The 22,672-nt window shown below is 66.0% G+C and carries 19 protein-coding genes and 1 pseudogene; 5 read left to right on the plus strand and 15 right to left on the minus strand.

The features are described from left to right. Positions 1 to 85 precede the first annotated feature (85 nt). Together DBO33_RS24580 and DBO33_RS24585 are read right to left on the minus strand one after the other, a co-directional pair. Entirely contained in the window at positions 86 to 670 is a 585-nt protein-coding gene (locus DBO33_RS24580) for a dihydrofolate reductase family protein (RefSeq protein ID WP_107660563.1), read from the minus strand. A gap of 77 nt (positions 671 to 747) precedes the next feature. After that, positions 748 to 1,317: a QsdR family transcriptional regulator gene (locus DBO33_RS24585; RefSeq protein ID WP_234391014.1), complete on the minus strand. Its 570-nt coding sequence runs from the start codon at positions 1,315 to 1,317 to the stop codon at positions 748 to 750. A gap of 100 nt (positions 1,318 to 1,417) precedes the next feature. On the opposite strand from DBO33_RS24585, the gene DBO33_RS24590 reads away from it, so the two are divergent. The 3 genes from DBO33_RS24590 to DBO33_RS24595 all read left to right on the plus strand — a co-directional run bounded on the left by DBO33_RS24590 (position 1,418) and on the right by DBO33_RS24595 (position 3,593). Next, complete coding sequence (locus DBO33_RS24590; RefSeq protein ID WP_199856743.1) at positions 1,418 to 2,065, plus strand: SGNH/GDSL hydrolase family protein; 648 nt, start codon at positions 1,418 to 1,420, stop codon at positions 2,063 to 2,065. Between the two features lie 51 nt (positions 2,066 to 2,116). Then, positions 2,117 to 2,278: a hypothetical protein gene (locus DBO33_RS43630; protein ID WP_199856744.1), complete on the plus strand. Its 162-nt coding sequence runs from the start codon at positions 2,117 to 2,119 to the stop codon at positions 2,276 to 2,278. Positions 2,279 to 2,387: 109 nt separating this feature from the next. Continuing rightward, entirely contained in the window at positions 2,388 to 3,593 is a 1,206-nt protein-coding gene (locus tag DBO33_RS24595; RefSeq protein WP_107657163.1) for a glycoside hydrolase family 76 protein, read from the plus strand. Positions 3,594 to 3,728: 135 nt separating this feature from the next. Here DBO33_RS24595 and DBO33_RS24600 read toward each other — a convergent pair whose 3' ends face one another. The 6 genes from DBO33_RS24600 to DBO33_RS42975 all read right to left on the minus strand — a co-directional run bounded on the left by DBO33_RS24600 (position 3,729) and on the right by DBO33_RS42975 (position 9,493). Beyond that, positions 3,729 to 4,478 (minus strand): P-loop NTPase, encoded by a 750-nt coding sequence (locus DBO33_RS24600; protein ID WP_107657164.1) that lies wholly within the window; start codon positions 4,476 to 4,478, stop codon positions 3,729 to 3,731. 58 nt (positions 4,479 to 4,536) lie between these two features. Next, positions 4,537 to 5,799: a YcaO-like family protein gene (locus DBO33_RS24605; protein ID WP_107657165.1), complete on the minus strand. Its 1,263-nt coding sequence runs from the start codon at positions 5,797 to 5,799 to the stop codon at positions 4,537 to 4,539. After that, positions 5,796 to 6,110 (minus strand): PqqD family protein, encoded by a 315-nt coding sequence (locus DBO33_RS24610; protein ID WP_159080465.1) that lies wholly within the window; start codon positions 6,108 to 6,110, stop codon positions 5,796 to 5,798. Before DBO33_RS24610 ends, DBO33_RS24605 begins: the two co-directional genes overlap by 4 nt. A 10-nt stretch (positions 6,111 to 6,120) precedes the next feature. Further along, positions 6,121 to 8,052 (minus strand): phenylacetate--CoA ligase family protein, encoded by a 1,932-nt coding sequence (locus DBO33_RS24615; protein ID WP_107657167.1) that lies wholly within the window; start codon positions 8,050 to 8,052, stop codon positions 6,121 to 6,123. Then, a complete protein-coding gene (locus tag DBO33_RS24620) occupies positions 8,049 to 9,077 on the minus strand; it encodes a SagB family peptide dehydrogenase (protein WP_107657168.1) in 1,029 nt (342 codons plus the stop codon). The genes DBO33_RS24615 and DBO33_RS24620 overlap by 4 nt, the downstream gene beginning before the upstream one ends. A gap of 149 nt (positions 9,078 to 9,226) precedes the next feature. Beyond that, positions 9,227 to 9,493, minus strand: a complete 267-nt coding sequence (locus DBO33_RS42975) for a hypothetical protein (RefSeq protein ID WP_159080466.1) — start codon at positions 9,491 to 9,493, stop codon at positions 9,227 to 9,229. Between the two features lie 327 nt (positions 9,494 to 9,820). Between DBO33_RS42975 and DBO33_RS24625 the strand changes: the two genes are divergently transcribed. Beyond that, positions 9,821 to 10,954, plus strand: coding sequence for a protein-L-isoaspartate O-methyltransferase family protein (locus DBO33_RS24625; RefSeq protein ID WP_159080467.1), 1,134 nt, complete (start codon positions 9,821 to 9,823; stop codon positions 10,952 to 10,954). Positions 10,955 to 11,027: 73 nt separating this feature from the next. Here DBO33_RS24625 and DBO33_RS24630 read toward each other — a convergent pair whose 3' ends face one another. After that, the gene (locus DBO33_RS24630) at positions 11,028 to 12,572 is read right to left on the minus strand and encodes a GMC oxidoreductase (protein WP_107657170.1); all 1,545 of its coding nucleotides are present in this window, start codon (positions 12,570 to 12,572) and stop codon (positions 11,028 to 11,030) included. Between the two features lie 82 nt (positions 12,573 to 12,654). Then, entirely contained in the window at positions 12,655 to 13,554 is a 900-nt protein-coding gene (locus tag DBO33_RS24635) for an acetoacetate decarboxylase family protein (RefSeq protein ID WP_159080468.1), read from the minus strand. A 403-nt stretch (positions 13,555 to 13,957) separates the two neighbouring features. Here DBO33_RS24635 and rph point away from each other — a divergent pair, with 403 nt between their 5' ends. Continuing rightward, positions 13,958 to 16,546, plus strand: a complete 2,589-nt coding sequence (gene rph, locus DBO33_RS24640) for a rifamycin-inactivating phosphotransferase (protein ID WP_107657172.1) — start codon at positions 13,958 to 13,960, stop codon at positions 16,544 to 16,546. Positions 16,547 to 16,662: 116 nt separating this feature from the next. Here rph and DBO33_RS44735 read toward each other — a convergent pair whose 3' ends face one another. The 5 genes and pseudogenes from DBO33_RS44735 to DBO33_RS24660 form a co-directional block, all read right to left on the minus strand. Continuing rightward, complete coding sequence (locus DBO33_RS44735) at positions 16,663 to 17,634, minus strand: MSCRAMM family protein (RefSeq protein ID WP_234391392.1); 972 nt, start codon at positions 17,632 to 17,634, stop codon at positions 16,663 to 16,665. A 12-nt stretch (positions 17,635 to 17,646) separates the two neighbouring features. After that, positions 17,647 to 19,947: pseudogene (locus tag DBO33_RS24645) on the minus strand (MMPL family transporter); the annotation flags it as partial. 641 nt (positions 19,948 to 20,588) lie between these two features. Beyond that, positions 20,589 to 21,170: a hypothetical protein gene (locus DBO33_RS24650; protein WP_107657173.1), complete on the minus strand. Its 582-nt coding sequence runs from the start codon at positions 21,168 to 21,170 to the stop codon at positions 20,589 to 20,591. A gap of 122 nt (positions 21,171 to 21,292) precedes the next feature. Further along, positions 21,293 to 21,697, minus strand: coding sequence for a hypothetical protein (locus DBO33_RS24655; protein ID WP_199856745.1), 405 nt, complete (start codon positions 21,695 to 21,697; stop codon positions 21,293 to 21,295). Positions 21,698 to 21,883: 186 nt separating this feature from the next. Continuing rightward, the gene (locus tag DBO33_RS24660; protein ID WP_159080469.1) at positions 21,884 to 22,507 is read right to left on the minus strand and encodes a hypothetical protein; all 624 of its coding nucleotides are present in this window, start codon (positions 22,505 to 22,507) and stop codon (positions 21,884 to 21,886) included. Between the last annotated feature and the right edge of the window lie 165 nt (positions 22,508 to 22,672).

Here is a 22,672-nt window from a genome sequence, read left to right on the forward strand (position 1 = left end):
TCGCCGAATTACGTTGACCGGTAGCGATTTTCAGTGCATAGCCAGCACCCTCAGCGCTGGCATATCCTCAGTCCGATATATCGATTCAGATATGCAACGTGGGCCGGTAAACAAGCTCTTGGGTGCGTCCATCGAGCGTTCGACTCTCGAGCAGCTCGAGATCGAAGTCGGCCGCACCCTGGAAAATCGGATCCGTTCCGGTTCGACCGGTGATCACCGGAAAGACCGTCACATGCACGCGGTCCACCAGGCCGGCGGCCATCAGCGCCCGGTTCATCGACAAACTGCCGTGCGAGCGCAACGGCACTGCGGATTCCTCCTTGAGCCGAGCGACAACGTCGACCGCATCACCACTGACCACCGTCGCGTCCGGCCGGTCGAGCGGTCCTTCCAGCGTGCGCGACACCACCGTGGCCGGCAGGTTCCACATGCGCGTGACCCACGGGTCGAATACCTCGGAGTCCGCCGCACTAGTGGCCAGCATCTGCACGAATTGCCGATAGGTGTTGGCCCCGAACACCATTCGCTGCTCCGCGCCATACACCGCAAGGCGATGTTCGAGCAGCTCGGGTCCCTGCTTGCCCCAATAGCCGCCCCAGTCGCCGTCATCGCCGCAAGAGCCGAAGCCGTCGAGGCTGGTGAAAACGTCGAAGGTGTAGGTGGCAGCCATATGATTCTCCTCAAGTGCGATTGGTCGGTTGTACCCATAGAGACCGGGCATCTCGGCGAAACTCATCGCTGCCGAAGCTATTCGAGCAGTCGGCGAATGACCGCCGCTGCGGCATCGATGTCGTCGGGTTCGCCGGTGATCAGTTCACGGAAGTAGAAGGATTCGCCGATCCGCACGATGGCGTAGGCGAGGGTGTGGGCGTCGATGTCGTCGGGCTCGCCGACATCCTCGCGGATGACTTGCGCGATGGAGGCCACGAACCGTCGCTGGATGACACCGTCGCGGGAGGTCAGGACCCGTAGTGCGGTCTCGGTGTGCTGGGCAACGAAGGTCCGCATCGCCGGGTAACCGGCGGCCAAATGCAGGCTGCGCCGGACTATTTCAGCGACGCCGGCCGCACCTTGCCCACCGCACTCCCGGCGGATGTCCTCGAATCCTGCGGTGGCGATGACCCAGATGACTTCGCCGAGTATGCGGGTGCGGTCACCGTAGCGCCGATACAAGGTCGACCGGCCGATACCGGCTGCGGCAGCCAGCGCCCTGGCGTCGATCCAGCCGTCTCGCAGGAACATTTCCACGGCGGCGCGCAGCACCGCATCGACCGAGGTCAACTGGGGAATTGGGGACGCTGGCGGTCGAGCGGTCATCGATCCTAGTGTGACATGGGACACCATTGAATGAGTGTCCCAGTCCGGCCGATCGCACGGGCCGACAACACTTCGCACTGAAATGCACAGGAGAATTCCGATGTACAAGCGACCGATTTTCACGGCCATCCTGACAACCCTCGTCGCGGGCACCGTTGCCGCGCCGGTCGTTTCGGCAGCACCCCCGCCCGCGTACCCGTCCTACGTCGCGCTCGGTGATTCCTACACCGCGGGCGCGTTCCTACCAGTGGTCGAGCCCCGCTGCGGCCGCGCCGACCGCAACTATCCCCGCCTGGTCGCCGCTGCGATCAAACCCGGATCCTTCACCGATGTCAGCTGTATCGGCGCGACCACCAAGGCCATGACCGACACCCAGTCGCCCACCGGCAATCCGCCGCAATTCGAGGCGCTGAAGCGGGATACCGCACTGGTCACCGTCGGCATCGGCGGCAACGATGTGCCTGCGTTCGAGGCCGTCTTCAACTGTGCGGTGCGGGGCGCGTCGGTGCCGCACGGCTCCCCGTGCAAGGACTTCTACACCAGAAACGGCGTCGACACACTGGCCGAGCAGGTCCGCGCGGTCGGCCCGAAAGTCGGCGCGGTGCTGGACGGCGTCCACCGGCGATCGCCGAAGGCCCAGGTGCTGCTGGTCGGCTATCCGGTGCAACTGCCCGAAACCGGCAACGGTTGCTGGCCGATCGTCCCGATCTCCGACGGCGACGTGCCGTTCCTGCGGGAGAAGACATAACTGCTCAACCAAGTCCTGCGCGAGCAGGCAACCAGGCACGGCGCCACCTTTGTGGACACCTACACCAGCAGCATCGGCCACGACATGTGCCAGGCGCCGGGCACGAAATGGCTCGAAGGACCCATCCCCACCGACTTGGCCGCCCCTGTTCACCCCAACGAGCTCGGCGCGCAGGACCAGGCCCGGCAGATCATCGCCACGCTGCGCCGGTAGTCCGCCGGCGAGCGGTCGACGCCGCGCCGTGCCGGTAGTTCCGGGATAGCATCTAATTGCACGGTTTCCGGCTCAACTGCTCGTTGTTCGAAAGAGGGAGTCCGCGCGAATGGATCGCCGGAACACGGGGATCAGCCGACGCCGAGTGCTGATGGCGGCAGGGGCCTCGATCGCGCTCACCCCCATGGCGCAGCCGACGGCCGCGGTGACGATCACGCGGGCGACGTCCGCCGGGCCCGAGGACCCCGCGCAGCGGGCGGACCTGGCGGAACGGGCGCTGGTGCAGCGGCACGTGCGCGCGGTCTGGGGCCAGCCACAGGTGCGGCTCGGCGCGCTGGTCTGGCCCTCGTCGCTGCTGGACGAGTCGTTCGTGAAGTGGTGTTACTGGTGGCAGGCCCACCTGGTCGACTGCGCGGTGGACGCCGCGTACCGCGCCCGAACGCCCGAACGCATCGCCCGGGTCGGGGCCATCGCCCGCGGTATTCGGGCGCGCAACATCACCGGCTGGACCAACCGGTATTACGACGATATGGCGTGGCTGGTGCTGGCGCTCGAACGCGCGGACCGATTGCTCGGCGTCCGGTTCGGCGACGCGGTCGGCGACTTGACCGCCGAGTTGATCGATGGCTGGAACCCGGACGTCGGCGCGGTGCCCTGGCGGTCCGGCGACAAGTACTACAACACTCCCGCGATCGGTCCGACCGGTCTGGCGATGGCCCGGTTGGGTGAGCTGCCGCGGGCCCGGCAACTGGCCGACTTCCTGCACACCCGGCTGCGCGACACCGACACCGGCCTGATCCTCGACGGCGTGCACGAGCCCGGCGGACGGGTAGAGCGCACGGTCCTCACCTACAACCAGGGTGTGGCCATCGGGCTGGAAACCGAACTCGCTGTACGCACCCGGGAATCGCAGCATCGCGAACGCGCGGCTGCCCTGGTGGCCGCCGCTGAGGGCGGGCTCACCCACGCCGGGGTCATCGCCCCGGCCGGCGGCGACGACTCCGGCTTGTTCATGGGCATCCTCGCCAGGTTTCTCGCGGAAGCCGCACTGGCCCTGGGCGACCGCACCGCCGCGAAGATCGTGCATGCTTCCGCGCGGGCGGCCTGGGAACACCGCGCCGAAGTGGACGGGCTACCACTGTTCGGTGTGGATTGGGGCCGCCCGGTCACCGTGCCCGCGCATTCGGGAGTCTTTCCCCAGCTGATGCATTCGTCCGCCGCTTCGTCGGCGAACTTCAGCCGCGATCTGTCGGTACAGCTGAGCGGGTGGATGTTGCTCGAAGCGGATTATCAGCTCACTGCTGCGGGGTACTGAGGCACAGCGAACACAGCCGCCCGCCGAGACAAGACTGCTCGGTGCCGCCCGGGATCAGCTCCAGCAGTATCCGGGGGGAATCAACGCCGTCCAGATCAAGGCAGCCCACGTTGAAATCCCAACGGGGACTGTCGATCAGTCGTCGCGAGCGAGGTAGTCACGAACGACGGTGGTGACCGGTGCGAGGTCGGCGATGGTCGGTATGTTGCCCGGCCGATAGGGCAGACTGGCAAGCTTGCTGATGCCGCGATGCCAGATGGTGCGATCGGCCGGGGTCGGCGGATGCAGTTCGATCTGGTGCGTGCAGTCGGGACAGCTGAGAAACGCCATGTTCTCGATACCGCCGAGCACTGGCACTTTCAGATGATTCAGCACGGTGGTGAGTCGATGGCTGTCGAGGTGCGACACCTCGGCGGGCGTGACGACCAGGATGACGGCGAGGCGCCCGGCGATCCGCAGTGCGTGCCCGACGCCGGTGGTTCCGGGTGGCAGGTCGACGAGCAAGATGTCGCGGCGGTTCCAGCGAGTACGGGTGATCAGCCGGGCGAGCAGCATGTCCGCGATGCCCTCGCCCGCGGTAAAGGCTTGCGTGCCCGCCATCATGAATCCGGCGGAGACGATCTCGATGCCGTCGACCTCGATCGCTTCGAGATCGGCGCGGTGCGAACCGAAGTCGGCGATGCGCAGCGACGCGGTCGGCACATCGCGGCGTAAGCCGACCATCCGGGGAATATCGGGACCGGAGAGGTCGGCGTCGACCAGGCCGACGCGGACACCGCCGGCGGTGAGTGCCCGCGCCAAGGCCAATGCGACGCTGGACTTACCGACACCGCCTTTTCCGCTCGCTATCGCGACGATGGGGGTCGCCGAGATCGGTGAGGTCACGCGTGCACGCTACCGGCCCGGTCGGTCGGGAGCGTTCGAAGGTATGGACGCCAGGTGGTCACGGGTAAGGGTGGGGCCGGTAGGGGCCTGGTGTTGCGGCTGTGGTCAGTGCCGGTGCCGGCAGGCAGGCGCAGCTCTCCCGGACTTCCATGTGTGGGAGTCGGGTGGCCCGTACACGAACGACGGCCGGTCCGTCGGCTGTTCCGCCGGCGAGTTCCACTGCTATCACGCGGGATCCGGCTTCGGTGAGCCGGCCGGCCAGTTGGGCGTCGTCCTCGGTGGGCCGCTCGATCACTTCGTCGGAGGGCGGACCGACCAGGGTGTCGAGGTCGGCGAAGCGGAGCGGGTGGCAGTAGTAGGTGAGATGGTCTTGGAAGCTGGTCAGCGTATCTGTGCTGTTGCCTTGCTGGAGACTGGCGAGCAGCCGAACCTGGACGGCTTCGGCGAGGGCGTGCCGCAGGCGTTCGGCCGGGTCGGGGTGAGCACTCAATCCGATTCCGAACGCCGGGATTTCGGTGTGCCGGGTCAATGCGACGGCCACGCCGGTGCCTGCGGCAGACCGCGCTTGCAGCAGTTGTGTGTGCCAGCCCAGCATTTTGTCGGTGGCCAGGAAATCGGTGTGGTCGACTATTGCAGCGCCGGTGAGCAGTTCGAACGCACGGTGGGTCTGCCAGTAATCCATGACGGTTGCCCGCTCGAGCATTTCGTAGAGGCCGTGGGCGGCGGCCTGCCGGTAGCTCGACCCGGCCGCGAGTCCGACGGTGGTGACCTCACCGAGGCGTTCCGCCGGGGCCGGGGCGCCGAGACCGACCAGGGACTCGGGCACCCAGATCGGGTCACCGTCCGGGTAGCAGCGGGCCTGCGTCCAGGTCAGGGGTCGGTCCGCGGTGAAGCGTGGGTATGGCCAGCGGTCCGGAAAGACTGGTGCGCCAAGGTAATCGGCGACCGGAAATGCATCCTCCGGTTCGAAGCTCGCGACTGTTGCACGCTTGGGGGTGGGATTGATCCATGCTCGGCCGAGATGGCGTTCGACCAGTTCGCCGACGCAGGAGGTGGCGGCGGCGTCAGGGTCGACCGCGCAGCCTGCGACTTGCATCGATGGTTGATTCGGCCCGAGATCGGACTGGCCGAGCAGGAGGACGTGGCCGTGCAGTTCGGGGCGGCTGTGGAAGTACCGGATATCGATCTCGGACGGTGGTTGCCAGATCGACTTCCATTGCGCGAAAGCGTCATTCACTGCTGGTTCGACTCTGGCCAGCTGGTCGGGGTTGCCGAAGACGCGCAGGCGTAGCAGTTCCTTGGCGCGCTGGCGCTCACTCACGCCGTCTCCCTCGGAGTTTCAACGGATTGCGGGTTCGAGGTGTCGGGGCGCAGGAGGCCGCGCTCGGTCCACTCCTGCAAGGTGTCGGCGATGTCGGTGCGGATGCGGTCGGGGACTCCGGCGTATCGGCGGGCGCATTCGTCGGCCAACTCCGTTGCTGAACGGGGTTGGTCGAGCAGGCGCCAGAGGGTGGCCGCGCTTCCTTCCAGCACCAGGTAGGCGCCGTTGAGTGGGGCGAGCAGGATGCGGTCGCCCAGGTCCTGGGCAGTGATCGTCGGGTCAGGCAGGTATCGGGTGCTGCTCGTCGTCATGGTCGTGATCTCACTTTCGGAGTCGATGAGATACCTTGCCGCGCAACCGGAGTAGGACATTAGTGGCGCGGAAAATGAGTCGCTGGGTGATCGCGGCGGTGAGTACGAGAGGCAGCGGTCTACGTCGTTGCTGGGACGAAATCAGCCAGCGGTCTGCCGCGGCGACGATTCGGCCGGTCCGTTGGCTAAGCCGGTCGGTGAGGGAAACAGTGGTCGGGCCGGCGCGGTACGTGGTGGTTGCCGCGGTCACGGTGCCGAGTACGGAGTCCAGCGGCACCCAGAACGCGGAGAACGGGTTGTGCCGGTCGTAATTGTCCGCGAACTGCAGTATTTCCGGGGTGCCATCACGGATACGCCAGTCGGCGACCCGGTGCGCGGCGAGAATGTCCTGCGGGAGCTCCACCAGGACGATGGTGCCGACTGCGGCCGCCGGGTCCGGTTTGCCCCAGGCGACAGTGACTCGGGTGGCGGTGTCGAACAGCGGATACATGCTGCGGGAAGCATCCAGGATCGGGATGTCGGTGGTGGTCGCCGTGGCTTGATAGCGGTCGCGCAGCAGGCGCCGGGCAATGCTGCGCGGCGAACCGGCCGCTGCGCCAGCCGATTCCGGTGGTTCGCGCAAGGCGTGGATGCGGGGCGGCATCGTTGCCGTCGCGTCGGCGCGGTAGGGGTGTCGCGGTGCCACCGCGAGTAGGCGACCGCCCGGACGTGCCAGATGAGCCAGCGGTCCTGCCAACAACTGAGTGTGTACCGCGAGCTCGGGGAGTTCGGACCGCACCGCCTTCGCCGCGCGTTCCGCCTGGTCGTGTGGGCCCAGATGCACCACAGTTGTTGTCTCGCCCCGTTGTTCGAGCACGAACCCGTGCTCGGTGACCGCCGAGACCGCGTCCAGCAGTTGCCCGGCCGGTACTCCTCCGATGGCGTGGTTGGTATCCGGCAGGCGACCGAGCACTTCCACCAGCGGCAGCATCCGCCCGCAGCCGCAGGCCGACGGTGGCCGCAGTATTCCGGCGTCGCCGATCAGGTAGCGCAGCAATGGCATTGCGGTGTTGGCCAGATCGGTGACCACCAGATGCCCGGCCCGGTGGTAGTCCTGCGGCGTCCCGTCGTCGTCGACGATTTCTACATACAGGTAGTCCGCGTTGACGTGCATGCCGCGGCACCCGGGGAACGAGAAGGCCAGTGGCACGCAGATTTCGGCGGCGCAGTACATCTCGACCAGCGGCGGCGCCCCGGACGGCCAGTCGCGCGCGTGTCCTGATCGCAGCACTTCGAAAGACGATGCCACGGCAGTGATGTCGCCCCAATCGGTCACGCGTTGCGCCACTGTCGGCAGCATGTCCGGGCTGACGAGCAGCAACTCCCCCACCGAACGGCCGCTGCCGAGCCGGTCGAGCACAGCATCGAGGCCTTCTTCGCGATAGCCGACTCGAGGATCGCGCACCGTGGTGTTGTCGCGGCCTTGCCCCGCCCATGGTGTAGCGCAGGTCAATTCGAATACCCACGGCAGGCCGAGCTCGTGGTACCAGCGGCGCTCACAGATCGCGCGATGATGCAGCGATGCGCGGGGGCGCACCACGTGGCTGGCCGCGCCATTGGTGCCGGAGGTGAACGTGACATCGACGTCCCGCGCGGGTATCGCCGTATTGACGAGATGAGCGGCGTTCGCGCGGAGTGTATTTCGTGGCAGCACGGCCAGCCGGGGCAACTCGTGTGCGTGAGTGAGTTCCGTCAGCGCGGCGTCGCCGAAGGCGCGCGGATAGTAGGCCGTGTGACGTGCGGCAGCCATCACCTCGGCCAGCAGGGCGTCGCGGTGTTCGCGAACCGAGCCGGCGTCCCATTGCCTGCGCAACGCCCGGCCGGCTTCCTGGCTGCTGACGGCGCGGATGCGTGGGCCGGACAGCCAGCGTGCCGCGAGGCGGCGGTAGCGGAGGGCGGTCACGGCTGGTCCCGGGTGGTCAGCAGCTCGGACAGCGGGTCCTGGTAGCGGTCGTCGCGCGGGGTGCCGAGCAGGAAGCCGCCGACATGACATTCGATCAGCGGGTCCAAACCGAGCATTCGTGCGTTGACGAGCTCGTTGCCGCCGTTGAGTACGCAGCCGCCCAAGCCCAGCGCCGTCGCGACCAGGTACCACGTTTGATAGAGCGCGCCCAGATCCTGGTAAATGATGCTGAGCCCGTTGTTTTCGTATTTCCACATGGTCCGGCCGGCCACCGCGGTCACCAGGAGCACCACTGCGGGATCGCCTTCGAGCAGGTCGCTTTGCCGCCGGAGCTGTTCGGGCATTCGGGCGAACCATTCGTCGACGTCGCTGTGCCTGCACAGCACCGATTCGAAGGGGTCGTATCGATAGATGGCCGGTGCGAGATCGGTGACCTGGACCGGCCAGAGGTAGACCTCCAGTGGATGCCTGCCGCCGCCGGACGGGGTCGGTCGCCAGTTGACCCCGCTCCCATACGATTCCGCGCTGTGCTGCACCGACAGCGACCTGCGCAGGAAGGCTCCGAGGGTCGGCAGGTCGAGGGGTTGGTCAGCGAATCGGCGGCAGGAACGACGGCGCGACAGCACGTCTGCGAAGAATGCGGGATCGGTGTCGAGGGCGGTCGTCGGCAGTGTCACCACCTCATCCCGCAGTGGTTTGCGCGGTGACGGCATCTCCTCGGCCTGCAGCGTCGGCCGTTTGCGGCCCGCGCTGCGCATCCGTTGGATCACCAGCTCGTGCGGGTCCCACCACGAGCGGTCCGGCAGCCGGTCCGGGTCGATCAACAGTTCCGCGGCGATAAGGGCCAGCACCACGTCCAGGCTTGTGCCACCCGTTTCGGCCAGCTTGTCCGGGGTGGCGGGCACGCCGGCCGCGAGCAGGACCTGCCGTGCCGCTTCGCTCAGCCGGTGCCGCCTGCCGCTGGTGCCTGCCACCGCGATCATGTCGGAATCCGACAGGTACACGGTGACATACGGGGAGCGCACTACGTATTTGGTTGGGTTCTCGCTCGAAGAAATGCTCAACAAGTCCCCCGATGCCGGTTGTGAATGGTGCAGGCACGTGATGGACCCGGCCTGAATCGGCCGGGCCCGATCACAGATTCAGCTCGCCAGGCCGCGCCTGGCGACACGCCTCAGTTGAAGTCCGTGCACAGCGTGATCACGGCAAAGGCAACGTCCAGTTCCGCCATACTTTCGAGTTCGGCGACCGGCAGTTCCCGCACACGCGGCTTCTCCCACAGCATCTTTTCCATGATTGCGACCCTCCCTTCTGGTGTATCGAGCGAGCCGACCGGCGCAGTGCGAATCCCCAAAAGCGCAGAGCTCGAACATACTTCGATAACTCCCCGTGCCGGAGCTCCAGGCTGGTCGGCAGCTTCATCGTACTGGGGATAGATCATGTGGGCAATGGTCGAAAATGGTTGTGCACCAAGGGATAACCCACGGCAACCATTCCTGTCGGTGAGTTGTTCTTTGCAAAGTTCCAAGTGGAACTTGCATACTGTGTCGCGCCGAGTGCTATCGCGCGGAACTTTCGGCGAAGAGGTATGCAAACGGCTACAGTGCAGCATATTTCGCGGTTTCGGGTTGTACGGTGAGATATTCGACCGGGGCTCCCAGGCGGTGCAGGCGTGGGGGGCGGTGTGTGAGCGTGGTGTGACGGTGTCGTGGCGGCTACCGTGACCTCAGCGGAGACCGTTGCGGCAAGCATGGAAAGGGGTTATGGCGTGAACCGAGAGATGTCGTCCGCGGCTGCGCGGGCGGGCATGGTCGCCGAGTTGCAACGGACCGTCGCCGGGCTGCCCGACGCTATCGGCGCCGCACTGTCCGAGATACCGCGCGAGGATTTCCTGCCCGCCGAGATCCCAGTCGAGCTCGCTTATGCGGATAGGCCGGTGACCTTGGCCGTCGGCGACGACGGGTTCCCGCTCAGCACCGCCAGCCAGCCGACGATGGTGGCTGCCATGCTCGAGCAGCTAGCCGCCGAACCGGGCGACCGGATACTCGAGATCGGCACTGCCAGTGGCTATAACGCCGCACTGTTGCAGCACCTCGTCGGTGCCGACGGCCGGGTTTACAGCGTCGAGATCGATCCGTCCCTCGCCACCGCGGCCGAGACACGCCTGCGAGAACTCGGCTTACCGGTCAGCGTGCACGTCGGCGACGGGTGGGACGGGCTGCCCGCGGCGGCCCCGTTCGACCGAATCATCGCCACCGTAGGCGTTTTCGACCTGTCACCACGCTGGCACGACCAACTCCGCGAAGGCGGCACCCTGGTCGCCCCGCTATGGCTGCGCCCAGGCATCGAGCTCTCGGTGCGGTTCAGCAAAACCGACGGCGTGCTCGTCGGCCGATCCGCAGTGCACTGCGCGTTCCTGCGCCTGCGCGGCGAGCACGCCGGCCCCGACAGCTACCGCAGCATCACCGACACCCAATTCGCCACCTGCGAAGGATTGTCCGCCCAGCGCCTGAACACCCTTCGCGCGCTGCTCGCCACCACCCCGACCACCGAACCCATCCCCACCCTGTCCGAACACTGGTTCGCCACCCTCGCCCTGCACGATCCACGCGCCATCCAGGTCTTCACCCTCGCCGACCCGGTCGACATCTCCTTCGGCCTGCTCGACGCGGACCAGCACAGCCTCGTACTGATCGGCGCCGACGGACTTCGCAGCTACGGCGGCCCTTCCGCGAGGAACGAGTTGAATATCGCGCTGGCGCAGATGCATCCGGTCGACCCAGCCCAGCTGACCATCACCGCCACCCCGATCGATCAGCCGGAGCCCCCACCGCCCGATTCGGAGTCGACCGTCACCATCGTCCGCCGCCACTTCCGGTACACGATCAACGCTCGGCGATGAAAGAGCCTGCGGCCGAGGTTTCCCATGAGCTCGGCGGACGTTCCGACCACGCGGTGCTGGGACCTGCGAGACGCTATCGGACGACGTCGGCGATCACTCCATCCATCACTCGTTCCGCGATTCCGGCGATCGTGAGGGACGGGTTGGCGGCTGCGCAGTTGCCTGGAATCAGTGCGCCGTCGATGACGTACAGGTTCGGGTAGCCGATTACGCGTCCGTCGATATCTGTTGCGCGGCCGATCGGTACGCCGCCGAGGGGGTGGGCGGTGAGTGACATTCCGGGGACGAAGGGTGCTCCGCCTGCGCGGGACAGTGCGCTGGCGGCCGCGCCGACCCGCTCGTGCACGCGGAGCGCGGCGGACAGGGAAGCGCGCCAACTGTCCGGCGCGAACGACAGGGTCGGTTCGGAGCCTTGCATGGTCCAGGAGGCTCGGTTCTCCCAGTCCGCGGTGGTCGACAATTGGGCAAGGATCGGCGCTTCGCCGGGAGGACCGGGGAGACCGATCGACTCGACGCGGATCGGCGGGTGGTCGGGTTCGTCGTCGACGAGGGCCGAGGTGACGATCGCGCTCGCTTGCGGGCCTGCGGCGGCTAGTTCGTCGGCGACGCGCCAGGTCACTTGGTCGCCGTTGTCGCCGACCATCGTGCCGAGGTGCTCGTTGAGGTCGGGTAGGCCGCCACGTGCCCGGGACCGGAGCAGCAGACGGGTGGTTCCGATAGCACCGGCAGCGACGAAAAGGTGGTTACAGGTGTAGGTTTCGCTGCCGCCGGTCTCATCGATCACCGCCACATCGATGACGAACTTGCCGTTCTCGTGAGCGATGTTCTGCACGTCCCGCAGCGGCAGCAGACTCCAGTTGGGGCGCTCGGCGGCCCAGCGGAGATAGTTTCGGGTCACGGATTTCTTCGCGGAGTTCCTGTTCCAGGAGCACCCCGCCGTTTCGACGGTCGGCGACCCACCAGGGCGACCGAATACCTGTCGCACGATGTCCCAGTCGAACGTGGACCGCACCGGGTCGGTCAGCATTCCCGCGCGCGTCAGCTGCGCGTCGGCCGACCGTACGTGCGCGAAGGGTGCGCTGCCGAGGAGGTCGGCGGGTGCGTGTGTCGCGTCCAAACGCGCGAGAACCCGCGGCCAGTACACCGTTTCGAGTTCGTCGTAGCTCAGTGCCGCCGGAAAGATCTTCTCGAAATACCGGCGGACCGGCGGCACCGTTGCGCCCGCGTAGATGATGGACCCGCCGCCGACACATGCCGTGGTCGCGACCCCGACCGAGCCCGCGAGGTAGGGCTGCATCAGGCCCGATGTCCTGGTCAACTTCGGCTCCCACAACCAGCGCGGGTCGCGGTAGTCCAGGGCGGAGTCGAAGACGATCGCGTCGTCGCTCTGGCACCAGGCGCGGCCGCGTTCGAGGGTCAGAACATCGACGCCTGCCGACGCCAGCCGATACGCCGCGATGGCCCCGCCGAAACCGCTACCGATGACGATCGCGTCGTGGTGCGTCCGAGACTGCGCCCGCGCCCGTGCCGTGAGCAGCAGCGGGGCACTCCACGTCGCGGCGGCGATCGCCGCGCCACGGGTCAGCAGGGTGCGGCGGGTCAACGATGATCGGTGCATCGAGATTCGAGTCTCCTGAGACGACACTGGGACAGCACTGATCAGGCGACGCGCCGCCGCCTGATCAGTGCTGCAGAATGTGCTAGTTCATACCGGGCTTGTCGAAACCCAGATGATCGAAAGTGATATAGCCGCCCGGATATACACCGCTCGGCAGCAACGCACGCAGCTCGTCACTGCCTTCCGTTTTCACGGTGATCAGGGCAACTTGCACCGACCCCGACATGCCACCGAGACGCAGACTGCGCATCTTCTTCGTGCCGCACGCGGGCGATGGTTGTTCGAACGATATCTGCTCCGGCATCTGGATATAACCGAGGAATTCGGGGAGCGTCATATGGATATCGAAGAGCAGTGGCTTCGAGGACACCGACACCGACCAGCCTTCACCACTGGCGGTGAGCGTTTCACCGATGCGCGGGGTCCCGACGAAGTCGGCCAGCGACTTCGGGAAGCCCCAGTTGTTGCGTCCGTTCTTCGCGGTCTCCGGGCTGTCCACCACCATGAACGGGGAGTGCGCGAACATGCCGGGGTTGCGCAGGCGCGCGTAGGAGAGCATCCCGGTGATCTCGTTGTAGGGACCGACGGGTGTGTTCGAATACCTGGTGGCGAAGCCATATTTCGCCAGCGGCAGCGCGCCGTCGGCGACTTCCTTCGGCAGCAGCGACGGCCCGCCCAACCGGGGCGCCATCGCCCAGATGACGAACCCGTCGGTGGAGCTCAGATCCCACGATCCCCCGACATCGGGTCCTTTGCGGATCTGCTGTCGCATCGAATCGGTGAGCCGCGCCTCCGGAATGGTGGAGGTTATCGATTCCCAAGCGTTCGTTTCACAATGATTCGGCGCGGCGACCGCGGCCGGACTCGTTGTGTTCATCGTGAAGCCGGCCAGTAGGACTGCGGCAATGATGTTGCCGATCCGACGATTCCGGCGCGGCGCATTCCGGCGGCCCTGTCCACGCACCGTAGTGTTGCGAGTCACCCACACTCCTTTCCTTGGGTAACGAACGTAACAGTTTCTACAGTGTCATGCAGTGCCGAATTCCAATCGAGGCGGGATAATTAGTTCGGCGATTGATGGAGTGAAGCTGAGCTTAAATTCCACCACGTAGCGAGCCGCAATGACGATGCAAAGGAGGCCGGGACCATGAAAGTCGCAGCCGCGCAGCGATAACTGCCTCATCAATGGATTTCCGGAAACCGCCTGCTACGACCTCGAGCTCACACCTGTGGCAGATCGGCCTGACGCCGACGGTACTGACGCAGCCGGGGCATCGTCCCCTTCCCCCTTCTATTTTATACACGATCCGGGGTCCTCATGAGCAGCCGATTTGTAGTCCATAATCGCTCGCGATATGCGAAACCACCAGGTGAGGAGTAGCGGGATGGCCTATGTGCTCGGCTTCGGGGAGATCGACCGGACACAGATCGCGATCGTCGGCGGCAAGGGTGCGAACCTCGGTGAGCTCGCCCGGATCGATGGCGTGGAGGTGCCGGACGGCTTCTGTGTATCCACAGACGCCTTCGCACGAACCTTGGCGGGCGCGCCGTCGATCGCGGACCTGATCGGCGAGCTGTCGCGCCTCGAACCACATGATCAGGAGGCTATCCGCGCACTGAGCGCGCAGATCCGATCCGCGATCGAACAACTTCCCATTCCGGAAGACGTCGCCGCCGAGATCATCGAGGCGCACACCCGGCTCGGTGCGGAGGACGCCTACGCGGTCCGCTCCAGCGCAACGGCCGAGGATCTGCCTACCGCGTCCTTCGCCGGCCAGCAGGACACCTATCTCAATATCGTGGGATCCGCCGCGATCCTCGAACATGTCAGACGCTGCTGGGGCTCACTGTTCACCGAGCGGGCCGTCACTTACCGTCTACGAAACGGATTCGGTGACAAAACAATTCGCATGGCGGTGGTCGTGCAACGGATGGTGTTCCCGCGCGCCGCGGGCATCCTGGTCACCGCCGACCCGCTCACCTCCGACCGGACCGTCGTCTCCATCGATGCGGGCTTCGGTCTGGGCGAGGCCCTCGTGTCCGGCCTCGTGAACGCCGACGTCTACCAGGTTCGCGACGACATCATCATCAGCAGCACGATCGCGACCAAAAAACTCGCTGTCGAGCCGGCGCCGACAGGCGGCACACAGGTGCGGGAGATCGCCGAGCAGCACCGCACCGAACCGGTGCTCTCCGACGCCGAGGTGCTGCGACTCGCACGACTGGGCCGCCGCATCGAAGCACATTTCGGCAGCCCGCAGGACATCGAATGGTGTCTGGACGACGCGGATATCCGCATCGTGCAGAGCAGGCCGATCACCACACTGTTCCCCATTCCGGCGGCGGCGGACGAGGAGAACCGCGTCTACGTATCGGTCGGCCACCAGCAGATGATGACCGATGCGATGAAACCCCTGGGCATTTCGCTGTGGCAGCTCACCAGCCGGGCACCCATGCGGGACGCGGGCGGCCGGTTGTTCGTAGATGTCACCACAGCGCTGTCGTCGCCGACAACCAGCTCCGGCCTGGCCGCGGCACTCGGCAAATCGGATCCACTGATCGGTGACGCGCTGCAAGCCGTGATCGACCGTGACTTCGTTCGTCAAGTGCCGGAAGAAGATTCGGCCCAAGCACCGCCGCCCCCGGTCACACCTCCGGCCATCGAGACCGATCCTGGCATCGTCACCGAGCTGATCGCGGACAGCGAGGCCTCCCTCACCGCCTTGAAACGCGACATCCGGACCGAGTCCGGACCGGCGCTGCTCGTCTTCATCCGAGCCGATATCCAGGAGCTGCGCCGAGTCCTGTTCACCCCACGCGGTTTACAAGTGATCACCGCCGCGATGGACGCGTCCGAGTGGCTCAATGATCGGCTGCGGGAATGGCTGGGCGAGAAGAACGCCGCCGATGCGCTCACCCAGTCGGTGCCCGGAAACGTGACATCGGAGATGGGCCTGGCACTGCTGAACGTCGCCGATGTCATCCGGCCGCATCCCGAAGTGGTCGCTTACCTACAGCAGGCGCCGGACGGTTTCCTGGACGAGCTGAGCGAATACCGCGGCGGCCGCGAGGCACGAGCCGCGATCGAGGACTTCCTCGAGAAATACGGCATGCGTTGCGCCGGCGAGATCGACATCACCAGGCCACGGTGGAGCGAAAGCCCCGTCACCCTCGTGCCGACGATTCTCGGCAATATCAAGAACTTCGGGCCCGGCGCGGGCAGGCAGCGCTTCGAGGAGGGGTTGCGCGACGCCGAGCAGAAGAAGGAGCAACTGCTGAAACGCTTGCGCGCCTTGCCGGATGGCGCGCAGAAGGCGGAAGAGACCGAGCGGATGATCAACCGCGTCCGGACGTTCGCCGGGTATCGGGAGTATCCGAAGTACGGCATGATCAGCCGCTACTTCGTCTACAAGCAGGCCCTATTGCGTGAGGCCGAACGCCTGGTGGCGGCCGGTGTTCTTCGTGCGCCCGAGGACATCTTCTACCTGAGATTCGATGAGCTCCGCGAGGTGGTGAGCACCCAGCGCGCAAGTGCAGAGCTCATCGATGAACGCAAAAGCGAGTTCCGCACGTTTCAGGCGCTCACTCCGCCGCGCGTGCTGACCTCCGACGGTGCGGCCTTCACCGGCGCGTATCGGCGCGCGGACCTGCCCTCGGGTGCGCTGCCCGGTATGGCGGTGTCCGCCGGGACGATCGAGGGCCGCGCCCGCGTCCTGTCCGACATCGCGCAGGCCGATCTCGCAGCGGGCGACATCCTGGTCACCGCCTACACCGATCCCAGCTGGACCCCGCTGTTCGTGGCGATCAAGGGCCTGGTGACCGAAGTCGGCGGCCTGATGACGCACGGCGCGGTGATCGCCCGCGAGTACGGTCTGCCCGCCGTTGTCGGCGTGGAGCACGCCACCGAGCTGATCCGCGACGGGCAGCGCATCCGCGTGAACGGCACGGACGGATACGTCGAGATCCTGTCGTAGCGGGACGTAGGCTCTCGACCGCCGCCTGCCATCCAGGTCGAAGGCCACCGTGCTCGGCTGGGTGCCGTGCATCCGCGAGTACCCGGATCACCCTGTCCTACGCGAGAAGCATTGGGTCACAGCTGGTTCACGTACTCGTCGACGTCGAACCCCAGCCGGACATCGTGGTCGACTCGGCTGCCGGTGATGGTCACCCGGCCGGTCACCAGCGGATAACCGCGAGTCAGCACGGTGTACTCGCCCTCGGGCAGGTCGGTCACCGCGTACCGGCCGTTCTCGTCGGTGTGGGCGGTGCCGACGGCGGTACCGGACCAGTCGAGCACGGTGACCCGGGCGTCGCACACCGCCCGGTCACCGGCCCGAACCGTGCCCCACAGCATCGCCATCGGCGCCAGCTCGACGTCGAAACGCAACCGGCCGCTGTCCGGCACGGTCAATGTCGTTGCGGTGGGCCGCATCCGGGCGGCCACCGCCACCAGCGTGTAGGTTCCCGCCAGCACACCCTTGCAGGCGTAAGCGCCGTCCGCGGCCGTCACGGCGCAGCCGACCACCTCGCCGGCCAGGTCGGTCACGGTGACCGTGGCATCCGACACCGGCTCGCGCGCAGCGGTGCGCACCACACCCGACAACTCGCCTGCCCCTTGCAACGTGACGTCGACGTGCTGCGCAGCCCAGCCCGAGGCGGTGACGTTCACCGCGGCCGGTTGATGCCCGTTCGCCGAGACGATCAGGACATAGCTGCCCGGGGTGGGCGGTTCGATGTCGTAGTTACCGTCGCCGTCGCCGGTGCTGCGCGAAACCTGTTGCCCACGTTGGTCGATCAACGTCAAGGCCGCGTCCGGTACCGGGTGCCCATCGTCCCGGCGAATGCAGCCGCCGATCGTCCGGCGGCTGGTCGAGGCGACGGACTTTTCGGTCGCGATGCTCGACAGCCGTTGCGACCCAATATTGTTCGTGGCTTCATGGGCAGCTGTGGCCGGCACCGGATCCGGTTCGGCGATGGCCGGCGCGGCAGGTTCCCAGATCTCCTCCCCGACCCGCACCGACTCCAGTGGCTCGGAGTCCGCAGCGACAATCGGTCCGAACACCGACTCGCGTGGGGGTTCGGGTTCGGGTTCGGCGGGAGCGGAGCGCAGTTCGCGCAGCTTCGCCCCCTCCACATCGATGTCCGGCAGCATGCGGTCGAGCCACCGCGGCATCCACCAGGACGCCCTGCCCATGATCACCAGCAACGCCGGGACCAGCACCATACGCACCACGAAGGCATCGATGGCGACACCGCAGGCCAAGGCGAAGCCCATCGACTTGGCGGTGGCGTCGGATTCCAGCAGGAACGAACCGAACACCGAGATCATGATGATCGCCGCCGAGGTGACCACCCGGGCGCCGTGGTGGTAGCCGGAGATCATGGCGTACCTCGGCGACTGGCCCTGCACGTATTCCTCGCGCATGCGGGTCACCAGGAAGACCTGATAGTCCATCGCGAGCCCGAATACCAACCCGATCAACATGATCGGCAGGAAGCTGACGATCGGCTGCGGATCGGCGATCAGGCCGAAGGCGCCCTCCTGGAAGATCAATACGGTCGCACCGAAGGTGGCCGCCATCGACAGCAGGAAACCCAGGGCCGCGGTGAGCGGAACCAGGATGGACCGGAACACCAGGATCAGCAGTACGAAGGCCGCACCCGCCACGATCGCCAGGTAGGGGACGATCTTGCCGAGCAGGACGTGGTCCATGTCGGCGTAAATAGCGGTGGTGCCGGTGATTCCGTACTCGATGCCGTACTGCTCGGTCAGTGCGCCTTCGGCGGCGCGGGCGTCGCGCACCAGATCCTTGGTGTCCTGGTTGTTCGGACCCGATTTCGGGACACCGCTGAGCATTACGCCGAGTTTGTTCGCACTGAACTGCGGCGTGGTGACGTAGTCCATCACCGGGAACTCGGCCAGCCGGTCGCGCAGCGCGGTGACCGCGGCTGCGCGTGCGCTTTCCGGCACGTTTTCCAGGTCGGCGGCCACGGTCAGGACGCCGTTGCTGCCTTCGCCGAAGCCCTGCGTCCGGATGTCGTAGGCCTGGCGGACCGTGGATTCGGGCGGGAAGCTGTCCTCACCCGGCAGACCCAGCTGCAACCCGAGCGCCGGAATGGACAGTGCGGCGAGGGCGGCCACGGCGATGGTCAGCGCGATCCATGGCCGCCTGCCGATCAGTCGGCCCACCCGCATGCCGTTGGTGACGGAGGTGTCGTCCTCCGGATCGTGTCGAGCGACCAGCGGGAGCTTCGGCTTGAACAGGAAGCGTCCGAAGGCGCCGAGCAGCGCGGGCATCAGGGTGATGGCGGTGAGCACGGCGAACAAGGCCGCGATGGCGCCACCGAGGCCCATGAAGGTCAGGAAGTTCACGCCGACGATGCTCAGCGCACCCAGGGCGACGATGACCGTGAGGCCGGCGAACACCACCGCCGATCCTGCGGTGCCGACCGAAATGCCCGCCGCCTCCTCGGGATTGGCCGAGACCCGCAGTTCATGCTTATAACGCGAGACGATGAACAGTGCGTAGTCGATGCTCAGCGCGATACCGATCATCGACGCCAGGAACGTCGTAAAACTCGGGACCTCGATGACCGAGGTGCTCAGCGAGATCAGCAACATGGCGGCGCCCAGGCCGACGACGGCGGTGATGATCGGCACGAACGCGGCCACGATGGCGCCGAAAGCGATCACCATGACGACCAGCGCCACGCCCATGCCGATCATCTCGGCCTGGCCGCTCGGCTGCTCCTGCTGCTGCTCGATGGCTCCGCCGAGCTCGACGATCAAGCCCTGCTCGCGGGCCGGGTTCGCCACATCGTAAGCGGCGCGGCGTTCTTCGTCGGTGATGTCCATCGACGACGCGATGTCGAACTGCACCGACAGTACGGCGACGGTGGCCGGTGCGTCCGCGCTCAGCACATTGAGCGGGGCACCGGCGCACACGGCCGGGTCGGCGCTTTTCAGACAGCCCATCGCCTCGGTCGCGGCGACCGGGTTCTTCAGCGCCGCAGCGTCTTTCTCGGCGACCAGCTTATGGCCAGCTACCGACAACGCCTTCAAGTCGGCGATCAACGCATCGATGGCGGCGCTGTTCTTCTTGTCCGTCAGCTTGGTACCTTCGGGCGCCTTGATGACGTAGGTACCGCTGACCGCGTCGATGCTGAACTGATCCGACATGCCCGGGAACTGCTTGTCCAGGATCTGCGTGGCACGTTCCGACGGCAGCGACGGCATGCTGAACTCGTCGCTCATCGCAGTACTCAGCACACCGCTCGCGGTGCCGAGCGCACCGAGCAGCACGAGCCACACCGGCAGAACGATCCACTTGCGGCGGAAGGCGAATTTGCCCCACCGATAGAGGTATACGGACACGAATGGGTTCTCCTAGAGGTACCGGATAGTGCTGAGTTCAGGGCCCGTACAGCACCTTCGCGGCCCGCCGTGCATGCGAACGACTCCCCCGACGCCCGCTATCCACCTCGTGCAGACACAGCCGTAAACGGAGGAGCAACCTCAAGTTCCGAGAGCTTAACGCACGATCAATCAACACTGCCCGCGGCTGGGCCGGACTCGCCGCCCGAGTCCACTACCTCGAGACCCGCAACCATCGCACCGACACCGGCCAACCCGGCGAGATCCGTTCCCGGACCAGCCAACCACTGGCAGCCACCACGGCGATGTTGTACCAGATACGGCGTCGTTGCGTTCGGCTTTTCGGCGAATTCACCCGCCTTCCCCCGCGACTCACACACCAAAGACGCGGCCCCCGCCGACGTGCGATACCTATGCGAGGCGACCGCAGTCATGCCGCCGCTACCGCCGCGATCGCGGCACCGTCTTTGTGTTGGTCGGTTGATCAGGGGGAATTGAGGATGGTATCGGCCGAGAGGCGAGTTGCATCAGTTCCTCCTGATCGATTGTCCAGCAGTGCATCTCGGGAGTTGCAGGTTTGGCGTGGTCAGGTGGGGTCGATCGCAACTCTTTCGAGCGGGCTTGGCACCGCAGCCATGCGTTCACGACTTCCGCTGATCGCGGAGCCACTCATCTGCCAGGGCGCAGGCTCGTTTCGGGCTGGGATCGGACTTGATCATTGCGCTGATGCGCTGGGCTTGTGCGGTGGTGGGCAGGAAGCCGACCAGTAGGGCGGGGAGGAAGAGGCGGCGGGCCAGAAGTTCTTGTGCTGATGTCATTTGTGGTCTGCGGACTACCGAGATGTTGACGCGGATGGCGTGTTCGTTGCCCGGGGGGACGCCTGGGCGGTCGGATTCGATTGCGGCGTAACGGAATCCGTGCGCGAGGTTGCAGGTGGAGCAGTTCATCGGACCGCGGCTCAGGCGGCTGCCGCATTCGTCGCAGACGATGCGGTCGAGTGCGGCGTCGACGATTCGCCAGTCGTGCCGGTCGGGTTCGGCGGCAATCAGGCGGGCGACGTCGTGTTCGTTTTCGCCCTGCCACTGCTCGAAGAAGTGGTGCCACTCGTCCTCGATGATGGCGTCGACCAGGAGCCTGCATCGGCGGCAGTCGGGGGCGCCGCCGTATTCATATCCGCCGCACTCGTCGCATCGGAGCAGAGCGGCACCGACTGCGGGTCTCATAGTGGCTATCATCGTGCCCGCTCGTTGATCAGCGCCACCGAATTGATCCAGAGGTAGCGCTCCTGACCGGAGGGTCGGCGTCACCGCAGCAGACGATCTCCCCGAGACAACCTCGTCCGATCTCAGCTCTCGACGGGCTGGACCCAGCGGCGCAGCGCATCGATCGTGGTTTCCGGAGAAGTGTTGAAACACAACCGAATTCCGGGATCGATCTCGGTGACCACGTTCACCAGACGTTCGAACAGCAAGGTGTGCTCGGGTGCCATGCGCACGCCCGCACCGATCATGGCGACCCGGAACGAGCTGCCTGCGGCTGACTCGCGCAGCTTCGCCTCGGCGGCGTCGGGGTCCGCGGGCACCTGGCACGAAACAAGGTCGAATCCCGCTGCACGGAGCGCGTTTTCGCCCGCCTCGATGCGGGCGGTGAATGTCGCTTCGTCGAGATCCGGATAGCGACTGTAGTCGATGGCGCTGGGGGCCAAGCCGATCGACAGCACGGTGGCGTTGCTCGAATCCCGTAGTTCCACTGGGTACTCCTCCAACTTGTTCGCGGACATGAACAGCGTTAGGCACAGGTCCGACGGAGCGAGGACGAGCGCTGCAGCCTCACTACGCATTCCTACCGAAGAATCCGCCGAGGTGCCCGCTACGGCTCTGGCCGGGAAGAACTACGCGAGTGGATGTACCGCCGATGACAACTCCTCGCCCATCGGCTACGGCCAGGCTCGGCGGGTGGGCCGCTGATCTCGCAGATCCATGACGGTCACCCGGTCGTCCCGTGCGTGCAGCAGGTCTTCGGCAGCTGGCAGCACTGTAGTCGCAGGAAAATAGTCGCGGTCGAGCTCGCACGTGATCCGGGTGCCGAAGCTCTCGGTCGGCTCCTGTTCGCGTGGGGGTTCGACGGGCTTTGTCCCCGCAAACTCCTGCAGCCAGTGTCGATCCGCGGTTCGGATCTCGATCCAGGTTCGTGCGCTGACCGCAAGCAACGCGCCGAGTGCCCATCGATTGAATGGCAAGCCGTACTCGTCGAGCTTGCCCATCTCGTTGACAACGTTGTCCGTGACGGTGAATCGGTGGTCCGACTCGATGACCACTTCAACCTGCAGGGCCACTTGGTCCGGCAGCGACAGCGTATCCGCCACCACCGCATCGACAACCGCGCCGGCCAGCCGGGGATTCTCACGGCGGCAGCGCCCGAAGTACATTTCAGGCCGGGCTCGAATCAACTCACCGAACGGACGCAAGACAATTCGCACGTTCGAGTAGTCCTTCGGCTGCGCTCCCACGACCTCCATCTTTCCAGACAACGCCGCGCTCCTAGCGTCTGCGCGCTCCACGGGCACTGGCGATTCTTCCCCATCCGAACCGGCTCGCTCCGCATCGACGGGTCCGAGGGCTCAGTTGCCCGGCTCGGACCACTGTACAGCCGCCCGTTACACCCCCGCCCGAATGATCTTGTGGTGCATAGTGGTCCGGTACATCGGCAGAGACTTGCGGGCTGG

Source organism: Nocardia suismassiliense (assembly GCF_900269665.1).
Lineage (GTDB): Bacteria > Actinomycetota > Actinomycetes > Mycobacteriales > Mycobacteriaceae > Nocardia > Nocardia suismassiliense.

Bases quoted from the DNA above. Each gene is read 5' to 3' on its own strand.
- DBO33_RS24630 (WP_107657170.1), bottom strand. From the start codon at position 12,572: ATGCACCGATCATCGTTGACCCGCCGCACCCTGCTGACCCGTGGCGCG.
- DBO33_RS24590 (WP_199856743.1), top strand. From the start codon at position 1,418: ATGTACAAGCGACCGATTTTCACGGCCATCCTGACAACCCTCGTCGCG.
- rph (WP_107657172.1), top strand. From the start codon at position 13,958: ATGGCCTATGTGCTCGGCTTCGGGGAGATCGACCGGACACAGATCGCG.
- DBO33_RS24585 (WP_234391014.1), bottom strand. From the start codon at position 1,317: ATGACCGCTCGACCGCCAGCGTCCCCAATTCCCCAGTTGACCTCGGTC.
- DBO33_RS24580 (WP_107660563.1), bottom strand. From the start codon at position 670: ATGGCTGCCACCTACACCTTCGACGTTTTCACCAGCCTCGACGGCTTC.
- DBO33_RS24610 (WP_159080465.1), bottom strand. From the start codon at position 6,110: ATGACGACGAGCAGCACCCGATACCTGCCTGACCCGACGATCACTGCC.
- DBO33_RS42975 (WP_159080466.1), bottom strand. From the start codon at position 9,493: ATGATCTATCCCCAGTACGATGAAGCTGCCGACCAGCCTGGAGCTCCG.
- DBO33_RS24650 (WP_107657173.1), bottom strand. From the start codon at position 21,170: ATGAGACCCGCAGTCGGTGCCGCTCTGCTCCGATGCGACGAGTGCGGC.
- DBO33_RS24595 (WP_107657163.1), top strand. From the start codon at position 2,388: ATGGATCGCCGGAACACGGGGATCAGCCGACGCCGAGTGCTGATGGCG.